General features: G+C 68.2%; 17 protein-coding genes. 8 read left to right on the top strand and 9 right to left on the bottom strand.

Going from position 1 to position 18386, the window contains the following annotated elements; all coding sequences use genetic code 11:
• Nucleotides 1–13: 13 nt before the first annotated feature.
• Nucleotides 14–451 carry a nitroreductase family deazaflavin-dependent oxidoreductase gene (locus DEU38_RS06715; RefSeq protein ID WP_114719450.1) on the bottom strand — a complete coding sequence of 146 codons (438 nt, stop codon included), beginning with the start codon at nt 449–451 and terminating at the stop codon, nt 14–16.
• Between the two features lie 161 nt (nt 452–612).
• On the opposite strand from DEU38_RS06715, the gene DEU38_RS06710 reads away from it, so the two are divergent.
• Nucleotides 613–846 (top strand): hypothetical protein, encoded by a 234-nt coding sequence (locus tag DEU38_RS06710; RefSeq protein WP_114719448.1) that lies wholly within the window; start codon nt 613–615, stop codon nt 844–846.
• 67 nt (nt 847–913) lie between these two features.
• Here DEU38_RS06710 and DEU38_RS06705 read toward each other — a convergent pair whose 3' ends face one another.
• The 3 genes from DEU38_RS06705 to DEU38_RS06695 are packed head-to-tail and all read right to left on the bottom strand — an operon-like array spanning nt 914 to nt 4018.
• Entirely contained in the window at nt 914–1585 is a 672-nt protein-coding gene (locus tag DEU38_RS06705) for a DUF4097 domain-containing protein (RefSeq protein WP_147283472.1), read from the bottom strand.
• Nucleotides 1572–3134 carry a hypothetical protein gene (locus tag DEU38_RS06700; protein WP_114719318.1) on the bottom strand — a complete coding sequence of 521 codons (1563 nt, stop codon included), beginning with the start codon at nt 3132–3134 and terminating at the stop codon, nt 1572–1574. The genes DEU38_RS06705 and DEU38_RS06700 overlap by 14 nt, the downstream gene beginning before the upstream one ends.
• Complete coding sequence (locus DEU38_RS06695; RefSeq protein ID WP_114719317.1) at nt 3131–4018, bottom strand: ABC transporter ATP-binding protein; 888 nt, start codon at nt 4016–4018, stop codon at nt 3131–3133. The genes DEU38_RS06700 and DEU38_RS06695 overlap by 4 nt, the downstream gene beginning before the upstream one ends.
• Nucleotides 4019–4179: 161 nt before the next feature.
• Here DEU38_RS06695 and DEU38_RS06690 point away from each other — a divergent pair, with 161 nt between their 5' ends.
• The 4 genes from DEU38_RS06690 to DEU38_RS28025 all read left to right on the top strand — a co-directional run bounded on the left by DEU38_RS06690 (nt 4180) and on the right by DEU38_RS28025 (nt 7845).
• On the top strand, nt 4180–5511 hold the full coding sequence (locus tag DEU38_RS06690; protein ID WP_114719316.1) for a sensor histidine kinase: 1332 nt from the start codon (nt 4180–4182) through the stop codon (nt 5509–5511).
• 8 nt (nt 5512–5519) lie between these two features.
• Complete coding sequence (locus DEU38_RS06685; RefSeq protein WP_302675490.1) at nt 5520–6170, top strand: response regulator transcription factor; 651 nt, start codon at nt 5520–5522, stop codon at nt 6168–6170.
• 229 nt (nt 6171–6399) lie between these two features.
• Nucleotides 6400–7296 carry a DUF5995 family protein gene (locus DEU38_RS06680; RefSeq protein ID WP_114719314.1) on the top strand — a complete coding sequence of 299 codons (897 nt, stop codon included), beginning with the start codon at nt 6400–6402 and terminating at the stop codon, nt 7294–7296.
• Between the two features lie 279 nt (nt 7297–7575).
• A complete protein-coding gene (locus tag DEU38_RS28025) occupies nt 7576–7845 on the top strand; it encodes a hypothetical protein (protein ID WP_147283471.1) in 270 nt (89 codons plus the stop codon).
• Nucleotides 7846–7902: 57 nt separating this feature from the next.
• Here DEU38_RS28025 and dnaE read toward each other — a convergent pair whose 3' ends face one another.
• Both dnaE and rarD read right to left on the bottom strand, forming a co-directional pair.
• A complete protein-coding gene (gene dnaE / locus DEU38_RS06675; RefSeq protein ID WP_114719313.1) occupies nt 7903–11439 on the bottom strand; it encodes a DNA polymerase III subunit alpha in 3537 nt (1178 codons plus the stop codon).
• Nucleotides 11440–11578: 139 nt separating this feature from the next.
• Complete coding sequence (gene rarD, locus DEU38_RS06670) at nt 11579–12508, bottom strand: EamA family transporter RarD (RefSeq protein ID WP_114719312.1); 930 nt, start codon at nt 12506–12508, stop codon at nt 11579–11581.
• An 82-nt stretch (nt 12509–12590) separates the two neighbouring features.
• Here rarD and DEU38_RS06665 point away from each other — a divergent pair, with 82 nt between their 5' ends.
• The 3 genes from DEU38_RS06665 to DEU38_RS06655 all read left to right on the top strand — a co-directional run bounded on the left by DEU38_RS06665 (nt 12591) and on the right by DEU38_RS06655 (nt 16078).
• The gene (locus tag DEU38_RS06665; RefSeq protein WP_114719446.1) at nt 12591–13667 is read left to right on the top strand and encodes an alpha/beta hydrolase; all 1077 of its coding nucleotides are present in this window, start codon (nt 12591–12593) and stop codon (nt 13665–13667) included.
• Nucleotides 13668–13921: 254 nt separating this feature from the next.
• Entirely contained in the window at nt 13922–14473 is a 552-nt protein-coding gene (locus DEU38_RS06660) for an NfeD family protein (protein ID WP_114719311.1), read from the top strand.
• A 9-nt stretch (nt 14474–14482) separates the two neighbouring features.
• Nucleotides 14483–16078: a flotillin family protein gene (locus DEU38_RS06655; RefSeq protein ID WP_114719310.1), complete on the top strand. Its 1596-nt coding sequence runs from the start codon at nt 14483–14485 to the stop codon at nt 16076–16078.
• 64 nt (nt 16079–16142) lie between these two features.
• On the opposite strand, the gene DEU38_RS06650 is transcribed toward DEU38_RS06655, so the two are convergent.
• Genes DEU38_RS06650 through lspA form a run of 3 tightly spaced genes read right to left on the bottom strand, consistent with a single transcriptional unit; the run spans nt 16143 to nt 18383 of the window.
• A complete protein-coding gene (locus DEU38_RS06650; protein WP_114719309.1) occupies nt 16143–16811 on the bottom strand; it encodes a hypothetical protein in 669 nt (222 codons plus the stop codon).
• A gap of 1 nt (nt 16812) precedes the next feature.
• Nucleotides 16813–17739 carry an RluA family pseudouridine synthase gene (locus DEU38_RS06645; RefSeq protein WP_114719308.1) on the bottom strand — a complete coding sequence of 309 codons (927 nt, stop codon included), beginning with the start codon at nt 17737–17739 and terminating at the stop codon, nt 16813–16815.
• Nucleotides 17736–18383: a signal peptidase II gene (gene lspA, locus DEU38_RS06640; RefSeq protein ID WP_397484363.1), complete on the bottom strand. Its 648-nt coding sequence runs from the start codon at nt 18381–18383 to the stop codon at nt 17736–17738. The genes DEU38_RS06645 and lspA overlap by 4 nt, the downstream gene beginning before the upstream one ends.
• Between the last annotated feature and the right edge of the window lie 3 nt (nt 18384–18386).

Genomic DNA, 18386 nt, shown 5'->3' with positions numbered 1-18386 from the left:
CTGTCCCGGCGAGCTAGTCCTGCGGGGACAACACGAAGACCGGAATCTGACGCTCGGTCTTGGTCTGGTAGTCGGCATAGGGCGGCCACGCCTCGACCGCACGCTTCCACCACTCGGCCTTCTCGTCGCCGGTGACCTCGCGCGCGATCATGTCCTGCTTGACCGGACCGTCCTGCAACTCGACGTGCGGGTCGGCGACCACGTTGTGGTACCAGACCGGGTGCTGCGGGGCGCCGCCGAGCGACGCGACCACCGCGTACTGCTCGTCGTGCTCGACGCGCATGAGCGGCGTCTTGCGCAGCTTGCCGGACTTGGCGCCCTTGGTGGTCAGGACGACGACGGGCTTGCCCTCCATCGTCGTTCCCTCGGTGCCGCCGGAGCGCTCGTACAGATCGACCTGGTCCGCGGCCCACGAGCTGGGGCTGGGTTCGTATTCACCGGTGAGAGGCATGTATCCAGTGAACACCGCGCACATGATCTTGACCACCCGAATGCCCGGACGCTGGGAGTTTCGTCCGCCTCCTCCAATTGTTCGCTGGACCGAACTTCGAAGTATGCGTACTCTGAACTCACCGGAGGAACGGACCGAAACCAGGAGACGAGGTGATCGCGATGACGACCGCAGCGCCGTCACGCCACACACGTCACCGGTCGAGTCTCACCGTCGACATCGCCGGCACCGCCTGGCCGCTCTACAAGATCGAGGCTCTGGTCGCCGCGCTCGGCGTGTTCCTCCTCGTCCTGGCGATCGCACAGGTCCTGCAGACCGCGGTCCTCACCGCCGCCGCCGTGGCGGTCGTCGTCTGGTGGACCCGGCGCGCCATGCTCGCGCACCGGCGCGACTGACCGGATCCCCGGTCAGGGCCCGAGCGGACCTGTAATTCTCTGCGAGCAACGGCCGGCTTGCGGAATGTCATGACTGTGCCGTCGTGGCAGTTGCAGCGCCGTCCTCGGTCGTCAGTCGCACCGGGACCCCGGCGGGGTCCAGCGGAACATCCACCGTGGTGTGACCGTCAGCGGAGACGGCCTCCACCGCGTAGCGGGTGCCGTCGCCGGGGGCGACGACCATGCCGACGTCGCCGGAATGCGACCGTAAGTCGACCTCGGCGCGCGTGTCGGTGACCGTCAGGTCCCCGGAGCGGGTGTCGGCCCGGACGACACTGCCGTAGGGCACCTCGATCTCGTAGTGGGCGATGCATGTGGGGTGCCCGACCGCGAAGCGATCGGGACATCGCGTGGTGATCGTCAGGCCGCCCCACTCCTGTTCGATGGTCTCCTCCGGCTTGTCGCCGTCGGTGTACTCGAAGGTCCGGCGAACCTGGATGTCGTGGCGGTCGGCGCCGACGATGTGAGCGTTGAGAGCGGCGGTGGTGAAGCCGATCTGCTTCGCGCCCGAATCATCGAACTGCAGTACGACGGTGGCGATGTCGCCGGCGTAGGTGTCGCTGCGCGACTCCTGGCTCGTCGTTCCGCTGGTGCAGGCGGTGAGCGTGACGGCGGCAAGTGTCATCGCCGCGACACCGCTGCCGCGCCGACACCATCGGAGACCCCGGGTACGAGGTGTGACGGATTCAGCGACGGACATGACGAACCTCCTGAACGAGCAACGCGGCGGCGATCAGCACGACGCCGACGGCGAGAGAGAAGACGGGCGAAGGACCGGCGAGCCGACCGTCGTCGCGGAGTGCACCCATGACGTCGACGGCGGCCACGCCGTTGAGGACCGCGTACCAGAGCACCAGGTAGACGGCCTGGAACACGCGAGGACTGCGGACGATCGAGCCGATCAGGAGTGCGAGCGCGGGAATCAGGGCCGCGCCGGTGACCCACGCGGCAATGCCGCTCACATCCGCTGCCGCCAGCATCCGCAGCAGCGGTCCGGCACCGGCCAGGACCGCGATGAGCACGCCGGCACCCCACTGGGCGACGAGTCGCGTGCGGAACGACACGCCACACTCCACGAGAGGATCGACGCCCTGTTCGAGGGCGTGCGTGCCCAGACGCGACCAGATCAGCACCGGCAGCAGCCACGCGAAGAGCAGCGCGGTGTCGACGCCGTCGGCCGGGACCACCAGTGCCGCACCCGTCACGATCGCAAGCGCGAGCCACCACCACCGCGACACGCCTCCGAGGTGGATGCGCACCTCGCCGACGAGAAGCCCCCAGAACGGGTTTCCGCGGGCGACCGGAGACAACGTTCGTGCGGTCCCGGCGAAGGCGGTCGACGCGCGCGCGACAGGCGATTCGACAGAAGTGGTCGCCGACGAGCTCCTGGCACCGATGCGCCGGGAAAGGCGGCCGCGGCGTGACGGGTCGAACCGACTGAACCACAGGGCCGGCAGTGCCGCGACGACCGTCGAGGCCACCGCCAGTCCCACCCCCGCGACGACGAGAGACAACGCGATATCCATACCGGACCACGCGAACTGCCCGAGCGCACCGGGTTCCGCTGTGAGACCGATGGAGATCTCGTCGTTCGCTCCGGGGTACTGGGCGGCCAGGTCGGCTTGGAACCCTGCGGTCGTCTCGGCGTAGATCAGGGGAAGGCCGGCAAGGAACATCGCGGGATACGCGAAGAACCACACGATGTTTCCCAGACCGCCTCGCAGCGGCGGGATCGTCTCGAAGACGATGGCGGCCGCCGCCGCGACGGTGAGGACCGGGAGACAGAAGAGCACGATCGGCAGCCACAGCGCCGTCAGGTCGAGGGTCGAGGATTCGCCGCGGAGCAGCTGCATCACAGGTGCGATCAGCGCGAGTGCCACAGCCATCGCGGCCAGCACCAGCAGGTTGCTGAAGTACTTGCCCAGCAGGTACATCGGAGTGCGCAGTGGGCTCGCGGCGAGTGTTTCACCGACGCCGGTGGAGACGTCGCGGCCGATGCTGTCCCGAACGACGTAGAACCCGAACAGCGGGAGCCACAGGCTGCCGATCATCGCGAGCATGACCCCGACATAGCCGCTGTCATATACGCCCCGGAACGATCCGACCTTGACCATCGCGTAGGTGGCCGACGCGGGCGGGATCGCGACGTAGCCGAGGGCGAGAGCTCCGAGCACGGTGACCAGGAACGCGGGACGTCGCGAGCGATCCCGGAAATCTGCGAGCGAGACTGCGGCGACTGCAGTCGTCATCGGGTCACCTCGAACTGCGCGGTCGCCGGACCCACGGCGAACATGTAGGCGTCCTCGAGATCGGGTTCGACCGGACACGCGTCGGCAGTCGGCGGGGCGGTGGCGACCGTGCGGACCCGTACGCCGCCAGCCGTGCGGACGATCCTGGTGACCATGCCCCGCCGACGGATGTCCGCGACCGCATCGGCCGGCACCACCGACTCCCACACCGTCCCGGTCGCGGAGCGGAGCAGATCCTCGGGAGCGCCGCGCCACCGCAGGTGCCCGCCCGCGAGAACCGCGATGTCGTCGGCGATCGCCTCGATGTCCGACACGATGTGGGTGGACAGGATGACGATTCGGTCGGACGCCAGATCACCGAGCAGGTTGCGGAACCGCATGCGCTCCTCGGGGTCAAGCCCCACCGTGGGTTCGTCGACGACGAGGACCTCGGGATCGCCCAAGAGTGCCTGCGCGATCCCCAGCCGTTGGCGCATGCCTCCGGAGAACTTGCCGACCGGCCGCGAGCCCGTATCGGCAAGGTTGACGAGTTCGAGCAACTCGTCCACCCGCGCCCGGGCCGATCGCGCACTCAGCCCCTTGACCGCGGCGAGGTACCGCAGGAACTCCCTGGCACTGAGGTGCGGGTAGACCCCGAAATCCTGTGGCAGATAGCCGAGTACCCGCCGAAGGCTCGCGGGCCGGACCGCGATGTCGGCGCCGTTCCAGGTGACCGAACCGGCGGTCGGGCGGGTGATCGTGGCGAGAATCCGCATCAGCGAGGACTTTCCGGCTCCGTTGGGTCCGAGAAGACCGAGCACGCCGGGTCCGATCCGCATCGTGACGTCGGAGACGGCCGGTTTGCCGCGATACGTCTTGGTGACATTGCTCAGCTCCAGTTTCATGGGTCCTCGTTCCTCTGCGAAATCACTTGCAGCAAGCGGACCATTCGACAGGTGATGCGGGCACTGGGTCCACGCGGCGAAAACGGGGTGGCGCCAGCACCACCCACGAGGTGCGCTCCGGACCATTCGCACCAGGCAACCAGCCCGATAGGCTCTGCGGGGTGCCCTCCGACGAACCGCTCACACCTCTCGCCGCGATCACGCGGCGGCGGTTCCTACTCACGGGTTGGCCGTGGCGCGCACTCGCCTATCTGTTGACGACGCCGCCGGTGGTACTGGCGGCAGCGTTGCCGTTCTCCGGGCTCGTCGCGCCCTGGATCGTGCTGGTGGTCTGGGCCGGAGACGGCTCGTACCCACAGCCACTCGGCACGGTTCTGTTCCTGGTCGTCCTCGGCGCGATTCTGGTCGTGGGACTCGGACCGCTGCTCGCGGTACCCCTCGCGGCGCTGGAACGACAACGGATCAGGCTGGTGATCCCCGGCCGGGCGATCACCGCACATCGCCACCCACCCGCAGCAGGATTGTGGCCGCGGCTGCGAACGCGATACACCGAGGCGGCCACCTGGAAGGCACTCGCCTACGCGAGTCTGTTGATCGTCGTGGCGCCCGCGGCATACGTCCTGGCGGCGGTGTTCGTGTTGCTTATTCTCATCATGCTGGCCAGCCCTCTGCTGGTGAGCGAGGGGCAGCCGGTCGCGCTGGGACTCAGCCAGCTCACGTCGGCCCCGCAGGCTGTCCCCTACGCGATCGCGGGTCTGGCTCTGCTGCCGACGATCCCGTACGTGTTCGCGATCCTGGCGGGTCTCCATGCCGTGATCGCCCGGGCGCTGCTGCTGGCCGACGACCCGGACAATCTGCGCGCTCAACTCGTCGAGGTCGCTCGATCCCGCGCACGGTTGGTGGACGCGTTCGAAGCCGAGCGGCGACGAATCGAACGGGACCTGCACGACGGCGCCCAGTCTCTACTGCTCAACCTCACGCTGCAGCTCGGCATGGCCCGGCTCGATCTGCCGACAGGATCTCCGGCCTCGGCGAGTGTGGCGCACGCGCACGAGCAGGCCAAGCAGCTCATGACCGAACTGCGGCAGCTCATCCGTGGAATCCATCCGCGAGTGCTGACCGACCGTGGCCTGCCCGCTGCGTTGCGCGAGCTGACCGAGGACGTGGCGATTCCGGTGACCGTCACCGCCGACATCCCGCGCCGACCACCATCGCATGCCGAGATCGCCGCGTACTTCGTGGTGGTCGAAGCGCTCAACAACGTCACCAAGCACGCCGATGCCACCGAGGTCGCGGTGACCGCCCGCATTCAGGGCGACGCGTTGACCGTCGAGGTCGTCGACGACGGCCGCGGTGGTGCCGATCCGGGCCGGGGCAGTGGCCTGACCGGCCTGGCCGACCGGGTCGCCGTGATCGACGGCAGAATGCTGTTGTCCAGCCCGCCCGGCGGGCCCACCATCGTCCGTGTGGAGCTTCCGTGCAGCCAGAATTGACAACCGACATCAGGGTGGTGCTCGCCGAGGACGGCGCGCTGCTGCGAGAGAGCCTTGCCCTGATGCTCGAGCGGTTCGGATTCCTTGTGGTGGCAGCGGTGTCGGACGCCGACGCACTGGAATCGGCTGTGGCCGAGCATGCCCCGGACATGGTTGTCACCGATGTGCGGATGCCGCCGGGGTTCACCGACGAAGGGTTGCGTGCCGCCGTGGGGTTGCGGCGCCGGTACCCGGATCTCGCCGTCGTCGTGCTGAGCCAGTACGTGGAACTGAGTTACGCGGACGACCTCCTCGGCGGGGAGGGCGGTCGGGTCGGTTACCTCTTGAAGGACCGTGTCGTCGACGTCGAAGACTTCGCCGCCACGCTGCGGCAGATTGCGAGCGGTGCCACGGTCATCGATCCCACGGTCGTACGCCAACTCTTCCGCCGCCACCGCGACCCGCTGTCCGCACTGTCACCGCGCGAGCGCGAGGTACTCGCCTTGATCGCCGAGGGCCACTCCAACATGGCCATCGCGAAGCTGTTGTTCATCACCGAATCGGCGGTCGGCAAACACGTCGGGAACATCTTCGCCAAGCTGGTTCTGCCGCCGACCGACGATGCGAACCGCCGGGTCCTCGCGGTGCTCGCGTACTTGAGACGCGACGAGGTGGACTAGTCGACACAGGGCGGCCCTCGGGACATCCTCCGTACCACCGAAACTCCCGGGTGCATTTGTGGCGGACCATTCCGGGATACGCTGACCTACGCATTCTCGCCGAGGCGACACGCACGACACGCCGCCAACCCCGTCTGGCGAGGTTCGACGATGGCGCGATACGAGGTCTGTCAGGTGGCCGAGGACATCTATCGCACCGCCGACGACTGACCCGACGAACGGAGAATCGATGCGAACCCGCCGCTCTCCCGCACCCCTCATCGTCGTGCTCGGCGCCCTACTGACAGTGGTCGCACCCGGGCCGGCGCAGGCAGACGCGCCGCAATCCGTATCGACGGCGTGCGGATCACCCCTGAGCGCAAACGAGGTCGATCGAGTCCTGGAACTCGCCGACACCTCAACCGTGCCGGGATCCGGGCTGGACCGCTTCGAGGCCGCCGTGGAGCGGCACCGCGAGATCACCGACATCCTTGTTGCGCACAGGGATCGGCGCGGGCTGTTCTCCCTCGGACTGAACGCCGTGGAGCACGAGGCCGTCCTGCCCCTGCAGCGCGACCCCGCCGCACTCCCCGACCGACGATGGTCCCCCGCGATCAGCTACGACCTGCTGGCCCGCTATCTCCGCAATGTGCACGCCGAGTTCTCCGGCACCGCCACCGACCCCGCGTGGGCGAACTACTTCGCGATGACCCGGCAGTGCTCACTGAGCCCGGCGCGGGTCGCGATGGCCGGCTACAACGCCCATCTCACCGTCGATCTCGCGCACGCGGTCGCGACCAGCGGAACCACCACCGACAACGTTCCCGACTACTACGAGATCGTCGATTCGATTGCCGTCAGGGGCGGTTCCATCGTCACGCTCTCGAAGGATCTCTACGGCGCCGACCTCGGGCCGCTGTGGCGGTTCTACTTCGTCGGTGAGGGACTCGACCGCCTGGCCGGGAACAGCGAGCCGTCGAAGCTGCTGCTGCGCGCCGCCGACAGCGGATACAACACGATCACCCTCGCCAACGGATTCGCGCTGCAGGACCCCCGGACCGCGCAGCCCGCCGACCAGGAGATCGACGGGCTGTGGCGCGCCACCGACGGCGCCCTGCAGACCCTGTCCGACATCGGCGGACTCTGACGCACCAGCCGACTTCGGCGCGCGTGGCTTCCTGTGAGTCTCCTAGGAGTTTCGACCAACCGGACAAAACCGGCAATATCATGGGGCTTGCAGCAACAGCAGCGGTGCGCCCGAGAGCCGCCCTCGAGGACGCCAGTGGACGTGCCGCGCCGGCCACGACACCGTCGACCGCCCACCGGGACGACGCGATCCGACCCCGCCACACCGACCCGAGCCGAACCGCACCGACGGTGCACCCGGGACGCAAACCCGTCCGGGGGCCGTGCGGAAAGGATCGCCATGGAACACAGGAAGCAAACCCCGGACACGGCGGGCAGCGCACGCCGGGTACTCGCGAGAGTCCTCGTCACGCTGTCGTTGGCGGCCGTCCCCCTGGGGCTGGTCGCAGCACCGGCACTCGCCGATCCCGCGACGCCCGCAACCAGCCCGAGCGCGGTTGCAGTGACGCAGGTGCACCACCAGCATCACCAGCATCACGGCGGTTGCTGGCGCTGGGAGCAGAACCATCAGGGCCAGTGGAACTGGATGTGGCACGAACACCACCGGTGACACTGCGCCACACCCCACCGTCCGGGTCTTGCCGACCCGGACGGTTCGCGTCACGGCTCAGCCGGCGAGGCAGCTCGGCCCGAGCAACGCCTTGAGATCGCCCATCAGCGCCGACGACGGCTCCACCCGCAGGACCTCGTCCACCATCCACAGCGACGTGCCGCGACTGCCGATCAACCGCACATGGACGTCGGACGTACCGGGGTGACGCGTCAGCACCTGCTTGAGGGCACCGAGCTTCTCCTTGGTGCACTGCCGCACCGGCAGGCTCACCGCGACCGGCTTCGCGACACCGATAGCCGAAAGGTCCGGCACCGCAAGGTCGTTCGCGATCAGCGAGACGCGGTCGTCCCGGATCGACACGCGCGCCTTGACGAGCACCACCGAGTCCTCGACCACATCCATCCCGTACACCGAGTACGCCTGCGGGAAGAACAACACCTCGATACCACCGGAGAGGTCCTCGAGCTGCGCGGACGCCCACGTCAGTCCGTTCTTGTTGATCCGCCGGTTGACCGACGCGAGGATGCCGCCGACGGTGACCTGGGTGCCGTCCTTGATGTCGCCCTCGAGGATGGTCGGGATCGCCGTGTCCGACTGCGAGGCGAGGACGTGTTCGATGCCGTTGAGCGGATGCCCGGAGACGTACAGGCCAAGCATCTCGCGCTCGAGCGCGAGCCGGTGCTTGGTGTCCCACTCCTCGTCGGGAATCTTCACGTTGAAGACCGACGTCACCGACTCGTCCGCGTCGTCGCCACCGAACAGGTCGAACTGCCCCATCGCCTCGGCCTTCTTGGTGCCCATCACCGCGTCGATCGCGTCGGCGTGCACCAGCATCAGACCCTTGCGCGGATGCTCGAGCGAGTCGAATCCGCCTGCCTTGATGAGTGATTCGGTGACCTTCTTGGAACAGGCCAGCGCGTCGATCTTCCCGAGGTAGTCGGAGAAGTCGGTGAACTTCGACTTCTCGGTGCGCGCCTTGATGATCGACGCCACGACATTCGCGCCGACGTTGCGGACCGCACCGAGGCCGAACCGGATGTCCTCACCGACCGAGGCGAAGTTGACCTCGGACTCGTTGACGTCCGGCGGTAGCACCGTGATGCCCATCTTCCGGCAATCCGACAGGTACACCGCCGCCTTGTCCTTGTCGTCGCCGACGGACGTGAGCAGACCGGCCATGTACTCGGCCGGATAGTTCGCCTTGAGGTACGCCGTCCAGAACGACACCAGGCCGTAGCCGGCGGCGTGCGACTTGTTGAACGCGTAGCCGGCGAACGGGAGGATCGTGTCCCACAGCGCCTTGATCGCGGGCTCGGAGAACTCGTTCTTGAGCATCCCCTCGCGGAAGCCGGCGTAGGCCTCCTCCAGCACCGAGAGCTTCTTCTTACCCATGGCTCGACGGAGAATGTCTGCCTGTCCCAGCGAGTAGCCGGCCACCTTCTGAGCGATCTGCATGATCTGCTCCTGGTAGACGATCAGGCCGAAGGTGTCCTTGAGGATCTCCTTGAGCGGCTCCTCGAGCTCCGGGTGGATCGGCTTGACTTCCTGCCGCCCGTTCTTGCGGTCGGCGTAGTCGTTGTGCGCGTTCATGCCCATCGGACCCGGGCGATACAGCGCCAGCACCGCGACGATGTCCTCGAAGCCGGTGGGCTGCATGCGCCGCAGCAGATCCCGCATCGCACTGCCGTCGAGCTGGAAGACACCGAGGGTGTCACCACGCGCGAGCAACTCGTACGTGGCCGGGTCCTCGATGGGCAGCGTGTCGAGATCGATGTCGATGCCGCGGTTGGCCTTGATGTTCTCGATCGCGTCACCGATGACGGTGAGGTTGCGCAGACCGAGGAAGTCCATCTTCAGCAGGCCGATGGCCTCGCACGACGGGTAGTCCCAGCCGGTGATGATCGCGCCGTCCTGCGCGCGCTTCCACACCGGGATCGCGTCGGTGAGCGGCTCGGAGGACATGATGACCGCGCAGGCGTGCACGCCGGCGTTGCGGATCAGGCCCTCGAGGCCCTTCGCGGTCTGGTAGATCTTCGCGACGTCCGGGTTGGAGTCGATGAGCGCGCGGACCTCGACGGCCTCCTTGTAGCGCTCGTGCTCGGGATCGGTGATGCCCGCGACCGAGATGTCCTTCGCCATGATCGGCGGCGGCAGCGCCTTGGTGATCTGATCGGCGATCGCGAAACCGGGCTGCCCGAACTGGACTCGCGCGGAGTCCTTGATGGCGGCCTTGGTCTTGATGGTGCCGAACGTGATGACCTGGGCGACCTTGTCGCTGCCCCACTTCTCGGTGGCGTAACGCACCATCTCGCCGCGGCGACGGTCGTCGAAGTCGATATCGATATCGGGCATCGACACGCGCTCGGGGTTGAGGAACCGCTCGAACAGCAGGCCGTGCGGAATGGGGTCGATGTTGGTGATGCCCATCGCGTACGCGACGAGCGAACCGGCCGCCGAGCCTCGACCGGGGCCGACGCGGATGCCGACCTCGCGCGCATGGTTGATCAGGTCGCCGACGACGAGGAAGTAGGCCGGGAAGCCCATCTCGTTGATGACGCCGATCTCGTAGTCGGCGCGCTCGAGGTACTCCTGCGGCGGACCGCCGGGGAAGCGACGGTCGAGTCCGCGCAGCACCTCGTGACGCAGGAACGTCTGCTGGGTGTGCCCGTCCGGGACCGGGAAGATCGGCATCCGGTCGTGGTGGGCCCACACGTCGTCGTACGACTGCACCCGCTCGGCGATGAGCAGCGAGCTGTCACACGCCTCCGGGACCTCGGAGTCCCAGATCGCGCGCATCTCCTCGGCCGACTTGAGGTAGTACCCGTCACCGTCGAACTTGAAGCGCGTCGGGTCCGAGAGCGTCTTGCCGGTCTGGATGCACAGCAGAGCCTCGTGGTTCTCGGCCGCGTCCTTGGTCACGTAGTGGCAGTCGTTGGTGGCGAGCGGGCGGATGCCCAACTGCTTGCCGATGTCGAGCAGGCCCTCACGGACGCGGCGCTCGATCGACAGGCCGTGGTCCATGAGTTCGAGGAAGAAGTTGTCCTTGCCCCAGATCTCCTGCCACTTCGCGGCGGCCTCGAGCGCCTCCCGGTCGTGGCCGAGACGCAGCCGGGTCTGGATCTCACCCGACGGGCAGCCGGTCGTGGCGATGATGCCCTCGGCGTGCGTGGCGATGAGTTCCTCGTCCATGCGCGGCCACTTGCCGAGCTGACCCTCGATCGACGCGAGGGACGACAGCTTGAACAGGTTCCGCAGCCCGGTCGCGTTCTCGGCGACCATCGTCATGTGCGTGTAGGCGCCCGAACCCGAAACGTCGTCGGACTTCTGGCTGCGATCGCCCCACAGCACGCGCTTGGTGTTGAACCGCGACTCCGGCGCGATGTACGCCTCGATGCCGATGATCGGCTTGATGCCGTGCTTCTTGGCGACGTTGTAGAACTCGCTGGCGCCGTACATGTTGCCGTGGTCGGTCATACCGACCGCGGTCATCCCGAGGCGCTCCGCCTCCTTGAACAGCGGGCCGACCTTTGCCGCACCGTCGAGCATCGAGTACTCGGTGTGATTGTGCAGGTGAACGAACGAGTCAGCCACGCGCGCCTCTCTGTCTACGGCCGGTGTGCGAGCACCGGCGGGTCCAGCAGCCTCCAGCAGCCACTGAGTCTATGCCCTGGCACCGACGGCCCGGACAGTCGCTACCGAACGTCTGTCACCGCGCCGCGGCGGGTGATTCTCACGGCACCGCGACGGCTTCGACGGCCGCCTGAGCCTGCCTGCGGGTCCGCCGCGCACGGACCAGAGCGTCGGTGGTGAACACCACCAGCGCGGTCCAGATCAACGCGAACCCGATCCACCGCGACGGCGGCATGACTTCGTGCATCACCGCCACACCCCACACCATCTGGAGGACCGGCGTGAGGTACTGCAGAATGCCGAGCGTGGTCAGCGGAATGCGTTGCGCCGCGACTCCGAACAGGAGAAGCGGTACCGCGGTGACCGGCCCTCCCGCCATGAGCAACAGACTGTGGCCGACGCCGTTGCCGAAGAACGAACCGGTGCCCGTGACGGCGAGCACCACCAGATAGGCCACCGCGAACGGCGCCGCGACCACCCCTTCCGCCGTCAGGCTCGTGCGCGGGTCGAGCGGGATCACCTTCTTGATCAACCCGTACGTCGCGAACGACAGGGCCAGCGTGAGCGCGACGAGCGGCGGTCGTCCGTAGTCGACGGTGATGATCACCACCGCGATCGCCGCCAGCACCAACGCCGCGACCTGCGCGCGGGACAGCTTCTCCCGGAAGATCAGCACACCGAGAAGCACGCTGACCAACGGGTTGACGAAGTATCCGAGCGCCGCCTCGACGACGTGGCCCGACACGATGGCGTAGATGTACGTGCCCCAGTTGATCCCGATCGCGACGGTGGCCGCCGACACCAGACCCCACGTCCGCGCGCCCATCCCCCGCAGCGAACCGAGCCTGCCCAGCACGACGAGCACGACGAGCATCAGCAGCACCGTCCACACCATCCGGTGGGCCAGCACCTCGAGCGATCCGGCGGGGGCGAGGAGACCGAAGAAGATCGGGAACAGGCCCCAGATCAGGTAGGCGCCGACACCCGACAGCAGTCCGGTGGAATCGTCACTTCGGGCCCGCTGTGTCACGTAGTCCGACGATAGCCGCCGGGCTACTGTGACTCGTCACGCACCGGTACGGATCCGGGGCGCCCAGACGCAGGAGCCCGCGGTGACGACGACCACAGAGCCCGAGAACACGGATGCCGCGCGGTCGGCGGGTCATCCGTGGCGACGACGCTCCGCATGGACCCTCGGCCTGCTGCTCACCGTCGTCCTGGTCTTCGCCCTCGCCTTCCTGACCACGCCGTGGCCCGGCTCGATCCTTGTGCGCTTCATCTTCGACAAGGGCGCGCAGAAGACGACGGGGGCCCTCGAGAAGCACGCGCCCGACGGCATCGCGTCGATCCCGGACCTGCAGTACCGGACCGGCGACGACGACGCCTACCTCGACGTCTACTTCCCCGAGGGCCTGGCGGGCACGCCGCAGGTGCTGCCGACCGTGATCTGGACGCACGGCGGCGCCTGGATCTCGGGCCACCGCACGAACTACGCACCGTACTTCCAGCTGATCGCCGACGCCGGATTCACCGTCGTCTCGCTCGACTACTCACTCGGACCCGGACGCAAGTACCCGACCGCCGTCGAGCAACTGCGCGACGCTCACGCGTACGTCCTCGCGAACGCCGAACGCCTGCATGTCGATTCGAGTCGGATCGTGCTGGCCGGCGACTCGGCCGGCGCGCAGCTGTCGAGCCAGCTCGCGACGATCGCGACCAATCCCGAGTATGCGCGGGCCGTCGGGATCGAGTCGGCGCTGCAGCCGGAGCAGCTGCGCGGGGTCGTGCTCAACTGCGGCATCTACGACGTGCCGAACATGGTCGGCGGGCCCGGCATCATCGGATGGGGCACCACCGAGTCGATCTGGGCGTACGCCGGCACCAAGGACTTCGAGAACTCGGAGGCGGTGGCGCAGATGTCCACGCTCCACCACGTCACCGACCAATTCCCGCCCTCGTACATCTCCGGCGGCAACGCGGACGGGCTGACCGAGGAGCAGTCCCAGGCGCTCGCCGCGAAGCTGACCGGCCTCGGGGTCGACGTGACCACGCTGTTCTACCCGGACGACCACGAACCGGCCCTGGGGCACGAGTACCAGTTCGACCTCGACAACGCCGACGGCATGAACGCGCTCGCCCAGACCATCGAGTTCATCCGCAAGCACACCGCGGATGCCCCCGTGAACTAGACGATACGAGGCAACCCCTCGTTCCGAGTGACCGGACCGCACCCCGCCGGTGTTCCGGATTTCCGCGCCGATAACGCGAAACAGACTTGGCTAGAACGGATCCCGCCCTCCTACCCCCTCTCCGGAAACCCCGGCCCCAGTCGAGCCCGAGACTTCTCACAGCAGGTACCGGACGGCGAATTTGCCGCGCGCACAACCGCCTCGGCGTCTGCGATATGGTCGGTGGCGAATCCATTGTCAGGGGAGGGACAATTGTGACGACCATCTACCTTGCTTGTCTCGCCATGGGTCTCGTGGGGATTGTCGGGACACTTGTCGTCGGCGAGACCGGATCGGATGTCGGTGACACAGACGGAGGAAGCGGGCTGCCGTTTCTGAGTCTGACCACCGTCGCGACTGCACTGTTCGGCGTAGGTGTCGGCGGCAGCGGCGCGAGTGTGGCGGGCGGGAGTGGCCTCGTTGCCGCGCTCACCGCGACTGCCGGCGCAATCGTTCTGGTCGGTCTCACCCGAGGTGTGCTGTTGCCGTATCTACTGCGGCAACAGTCCAACTCCCACATCGGACGGCAGGCCTACATCGGTCTCGTCGGCACGGTCACCATCCCGATCGCCCCCGGAGGTTGGGGTGAGGTCGCGTTCACCGACACCGAAGGCAACCGGGTCCGCGCGCGAGCAGTATCGGCCGAAGCTGTGATGCTTCCCGTCGACGCGCGGGTCTACATCGGCGATATCGATGCCGACAACGTTCACGTCGTGGCCGTCCCCGACGATCTCGCATCGGATTCTCCACTGCACAAATCGAACTGAGGAATCTTCATGGTGACAGTCGTGGCCGCCATTGTGGTGGCTCTGGTGATCTTCATCGGATTACCGCTCGTGTACGTCCGGAACTACATCAAGGTGCCGCCGAACGAGGTCGCGGTCTTCACCGGCCGCGGCAAGCCGAAGGTCGTCCGGGGCGGCGCGCGCTTCAAGATCCCCGGCATCGAGCGGGTCGACATCATGTCGCTCGAGCCGTTCAACGTCAGCATCAACCTCCAGAACGCGCTGTCCAACGACGGCGTCCCGGTGAACGTCGAGGCCGTCGGCCTGGTGCGCATCGGATCCGCCGACGAGGCCGTGCAGACCGCGGTCCAGCGGTTCCTGACCTCCGATCTCGACGAACTGCGCCGACAGATCAACGAGATCCTGTCCGGGTCGCTGCGCGGCATCACCGCAACCATGACCGTCGAGGATCTGAACTCGAATCGCGAGACCCTCGCCCGCAGCGTCGTCGAGGAGGCCGGTACCGACCTCGCCCGCATCGGCATGGAGGTCGACGTCCTCAAGATCGCCGGGATCAACGACCACAACGGATATCTCGAGTCCCTCGGGCAGCGGCGCATCGCGGAGGTCAAGCGTGACGCCGCCGTCGGCACCGCGAACGCCGAACGCGACGCCCAGATCCAGTCGGCCAAGGCCCGACAGGAGGGCGCCGTCGCGCAAGCCGAAGCCGATACCGCCATCGCGACTGCCAACCAGGCGCGCGACGTCGAACTCGCGAAGCTGCGCGCCCGGACCGAGGCGGAGAACGCCGAAGCGGACCAGGCCGGGCCGTTGGCCCGCGCGACCGCCGAGAAGGCCGTCCGCATCGCGCTGGAGCAGGCCGAAGCGGCACGGGTGGAGGCTCGGATCGAGGTCGAACAGCGGCGCGCCGAGCAAGCCAAGGCGGCGCTCGAAGCCGACGTCATCGCCCCTGCGGAGGCGGAGCGTCAGGCCGCGGTCGCCCGCGCCGAGGGCGAGAAGCAGGCCGCAATCCTCAAGGCCGACGCGAACGCCGAGGCCGCTCGCCGCTCCGGAGCCGCCCAGGCGGACTCCCGCAAGCTCGCGGCCGATGCGGTGCGCGCCGAACAGCAGGCCGAGGCCGACGGCATCAAGGCCCGGCTGGGTGCCGAGGCGGAGGGCCGCAAGGTGTCCGCCGACGCGCTGCGCGCGGAGCAGCAGGCCGAGGCCGACGGTTTGCGTGCCCGGCTCGAGGCCGAGGCCGACGGCAAGCGGAAGGTCGCAGAGGCGCTCAACGCGTACACCCCTGCCGCGGCCCAGATGCTGATGCTCCCCGACGTCCTCGCGGCACTCGTCGAGGCCACCGAGGCAGCAGCGAAGCCAGTCGGTGACATCGACCGGATCTCCATCGTCGGCAGCGCCGACGGCGTGTCCGGCAGCGTCGGCTCCATCCTCGGCATCAGCCCGTCGACGATCGCCGGCGTCATCGAGACCCTCGAATCCTCGGGCATCGACATCACGGGCATTCTCAATTCGGTCGGGCACCACCCCCAGCAGGGCGCACCGACGGATATCTCGCCCACGGTGGCGACGGCACGCGTACCCGTGAGCGCCGGCAGCAACGGCGTGAGCGACACACCTGGCGCGTGACCGCATACGAACGGCCCGCGCCACGGATTGTGGTGGGCGGGCCGTTCGTGTTCGGTCCCACCGGTCACGGCAGCGCCGGTACCGGCCCGTCGTCCGGCCCCGGCACCACCACCGTGGTCTGGGACGGCAGCAGCGGGCTGACCGCGAACGCCCCGGCGACGGCGTCCGCGGGCAGCGCCTCGACCGCGCGCGCGGTCGGGGTCGCGGCCAGTGCCCGCAGCTGCGCGAGCGAACCGCGGACCACCGCACCCACCACACACGTGCACCCCGTGGACAGGCGCGCCGCCGAGTACGCCATGACCTGCGACTGCCGGTCCACGCCTGCCCCGGCCATCGACAGCCGCGCCGATGCCACCGTGGACGCGCGTTCGACGGATTCCCGATTCGCCGCGACCGGGATCGTGACGATCGGTGTCTGCACCCGCTCGATCGGCACCCGGAACATCACCTGGGACACCCTCAGGTCGCCCACGGTGTCGAGCAGGGTCGACGCCGTCGCCGGCGCATCCAACGACACCAGCGCCCAGTGCTCCGCACCGGCGTCGGGCCCCGCGTCCTCGACCAGTGACGCGTTCGCACGGTCGAGATACTCGGCGACCGGCTCCCCGGCGTCCGGGCCCAGCCTGTCGGTCGACACCCGCGCCGGGGGCACCGGGTTCGCCACCCCGAGCGCGACGACGGTACCGGTGAGCGCGACCGCCGCAACGATGGTCGGCCACCTCCGCGAACTCATCTCACGTGCCCCGCAGAACTCCGAGCGCGTGCTGCAGATCCTTCGGGTAGTCGCTGGTGATCTCCACCCAGTGACCGTCCGCCGGATGTGCGAACCCGAGGGAGCGCGCGTGCAGCCACTGACGTTCCAGGCCCAGACGCTCGGCCAGGCGCGGATCCGCACCGTAGGTGAGGTCACCGCAGCACGGGTGCCGCAGCGCCGAGAAGTGGACCCGGATCTGATGGGTCCGGCCCGTCTCCAGGTGGATGTCGAGCAGGCTGGCCGCCTGGAACGCCTCGACCGTGTCGTAGTGCGTGATGCTCGGCTTGCCGTCCGCGGTGACCGTGAACTTCCAGTCATTGCTGCGGTGCCGGCCGATCGGCGCGTCGATCGTGCCACTGCTCGGATCGGGATGGCCCTGCACGAGTGCGTGGTAGCGCTTGTCGATGGTGCGCTCCTTGAACGCGCGCTTGAGCACCGTGTACGCGCGCTCCGACGTCGCGACCACCATGACGCCGGACGTGCCGACGTCGAGACGGTGCACGATGCCCTGACGCTCGTGCGCCCCGGACGTCGAGATCCGGAAGCCCGCCGCGGCGAGGCCACCGATCACCGTCGGGCCGGTCCAGCCGACGCTCGCGTGAGCCGCGACGCCGACCGGCTTGTCGACCGCGACGATGTCGTCGTCGGCGTAGAGGATCTCCATCCCCTCGACCGGTTCCGCCTCGATCGTGAGCGGACGCGGCGGCTCGGGCAGCTCCACCTCGAGCCACGTGCCGGCGGACAGCCGATCGGACTTCCCGACGGCGGCACCGTCGATCCGGACCGCGCCTTCCTCCGTGAGCACGGCCACCGCGGTGCGCGAGAGTCCCAGCAGGCGCGCCAGTCCGGCGTCGACCCGCATGCCCTCGAGTCCGTCGGGAACCGGCATCGATCGTGTCTCCCTCATGCCGCATCCCCCTTCCGCGAGGTCTCTGTCGTCGTGTCGGTCTTCGTGCCGCTCGGTTCGATTCCGAACAACGTGAGCGCCACCAGCAGGATCGCACCGCACACGATGGACGAGTCGGCGACGTTGAACACCGGCCACCAGCCCACCGAGACGAAGTCGACGACGTGACCCTGCAGCGGTCCCGGCGAGCGGAAGAGTCGGTCGATCAGGTTGCCGAGCGCGCCGCCGAGGACCAGGCCCAGGCCGAGCGCCCACCACGGCGAGCTGAGGGTCCGGCCGATCTTGATCACGCCGATCACGACACCGACCGCGACCAGCGTGAGGAGCCACGTCATTCCGGTCGCCATGGAGAAGGCGGCACCCGGGTTGCGGATCAGGGTCAGGGTGACCGTGTCGCCGATGATGCGGACCGGATCCCTGGGATCGATCAGCGCGACGGCCAGGACCTTCGTCACCAGATCGAGGGCGAACACCACGACCGCGACGGCGACGAGCAGGAACATGCGACGCGGGCCGCGCGGTGCCGCCTCGGCGTCGCCGCCCGACGACGCCTCGACGGGATTGTCGGGGTCCGGTACGGGCTGATCGGGAATGGGTTTACCTTTCACGGCGCGGTCGTCGCTGTCGGTGCGGTCGTCACTCACTCC

This window comes from Rhodococcus sp. AG1013, assembly GCF_003350365.1.
Taxonomy (GTDB): Bacteria; Actinomycetota; Actinomycetes; order Mycobacteriales; family Mycobacteriaceae; genus Prescottella.
Note: the sequence above shows the minus strand (reverse complement) of the source record. Positions and strands in the feature narration are given on the sequence as shown.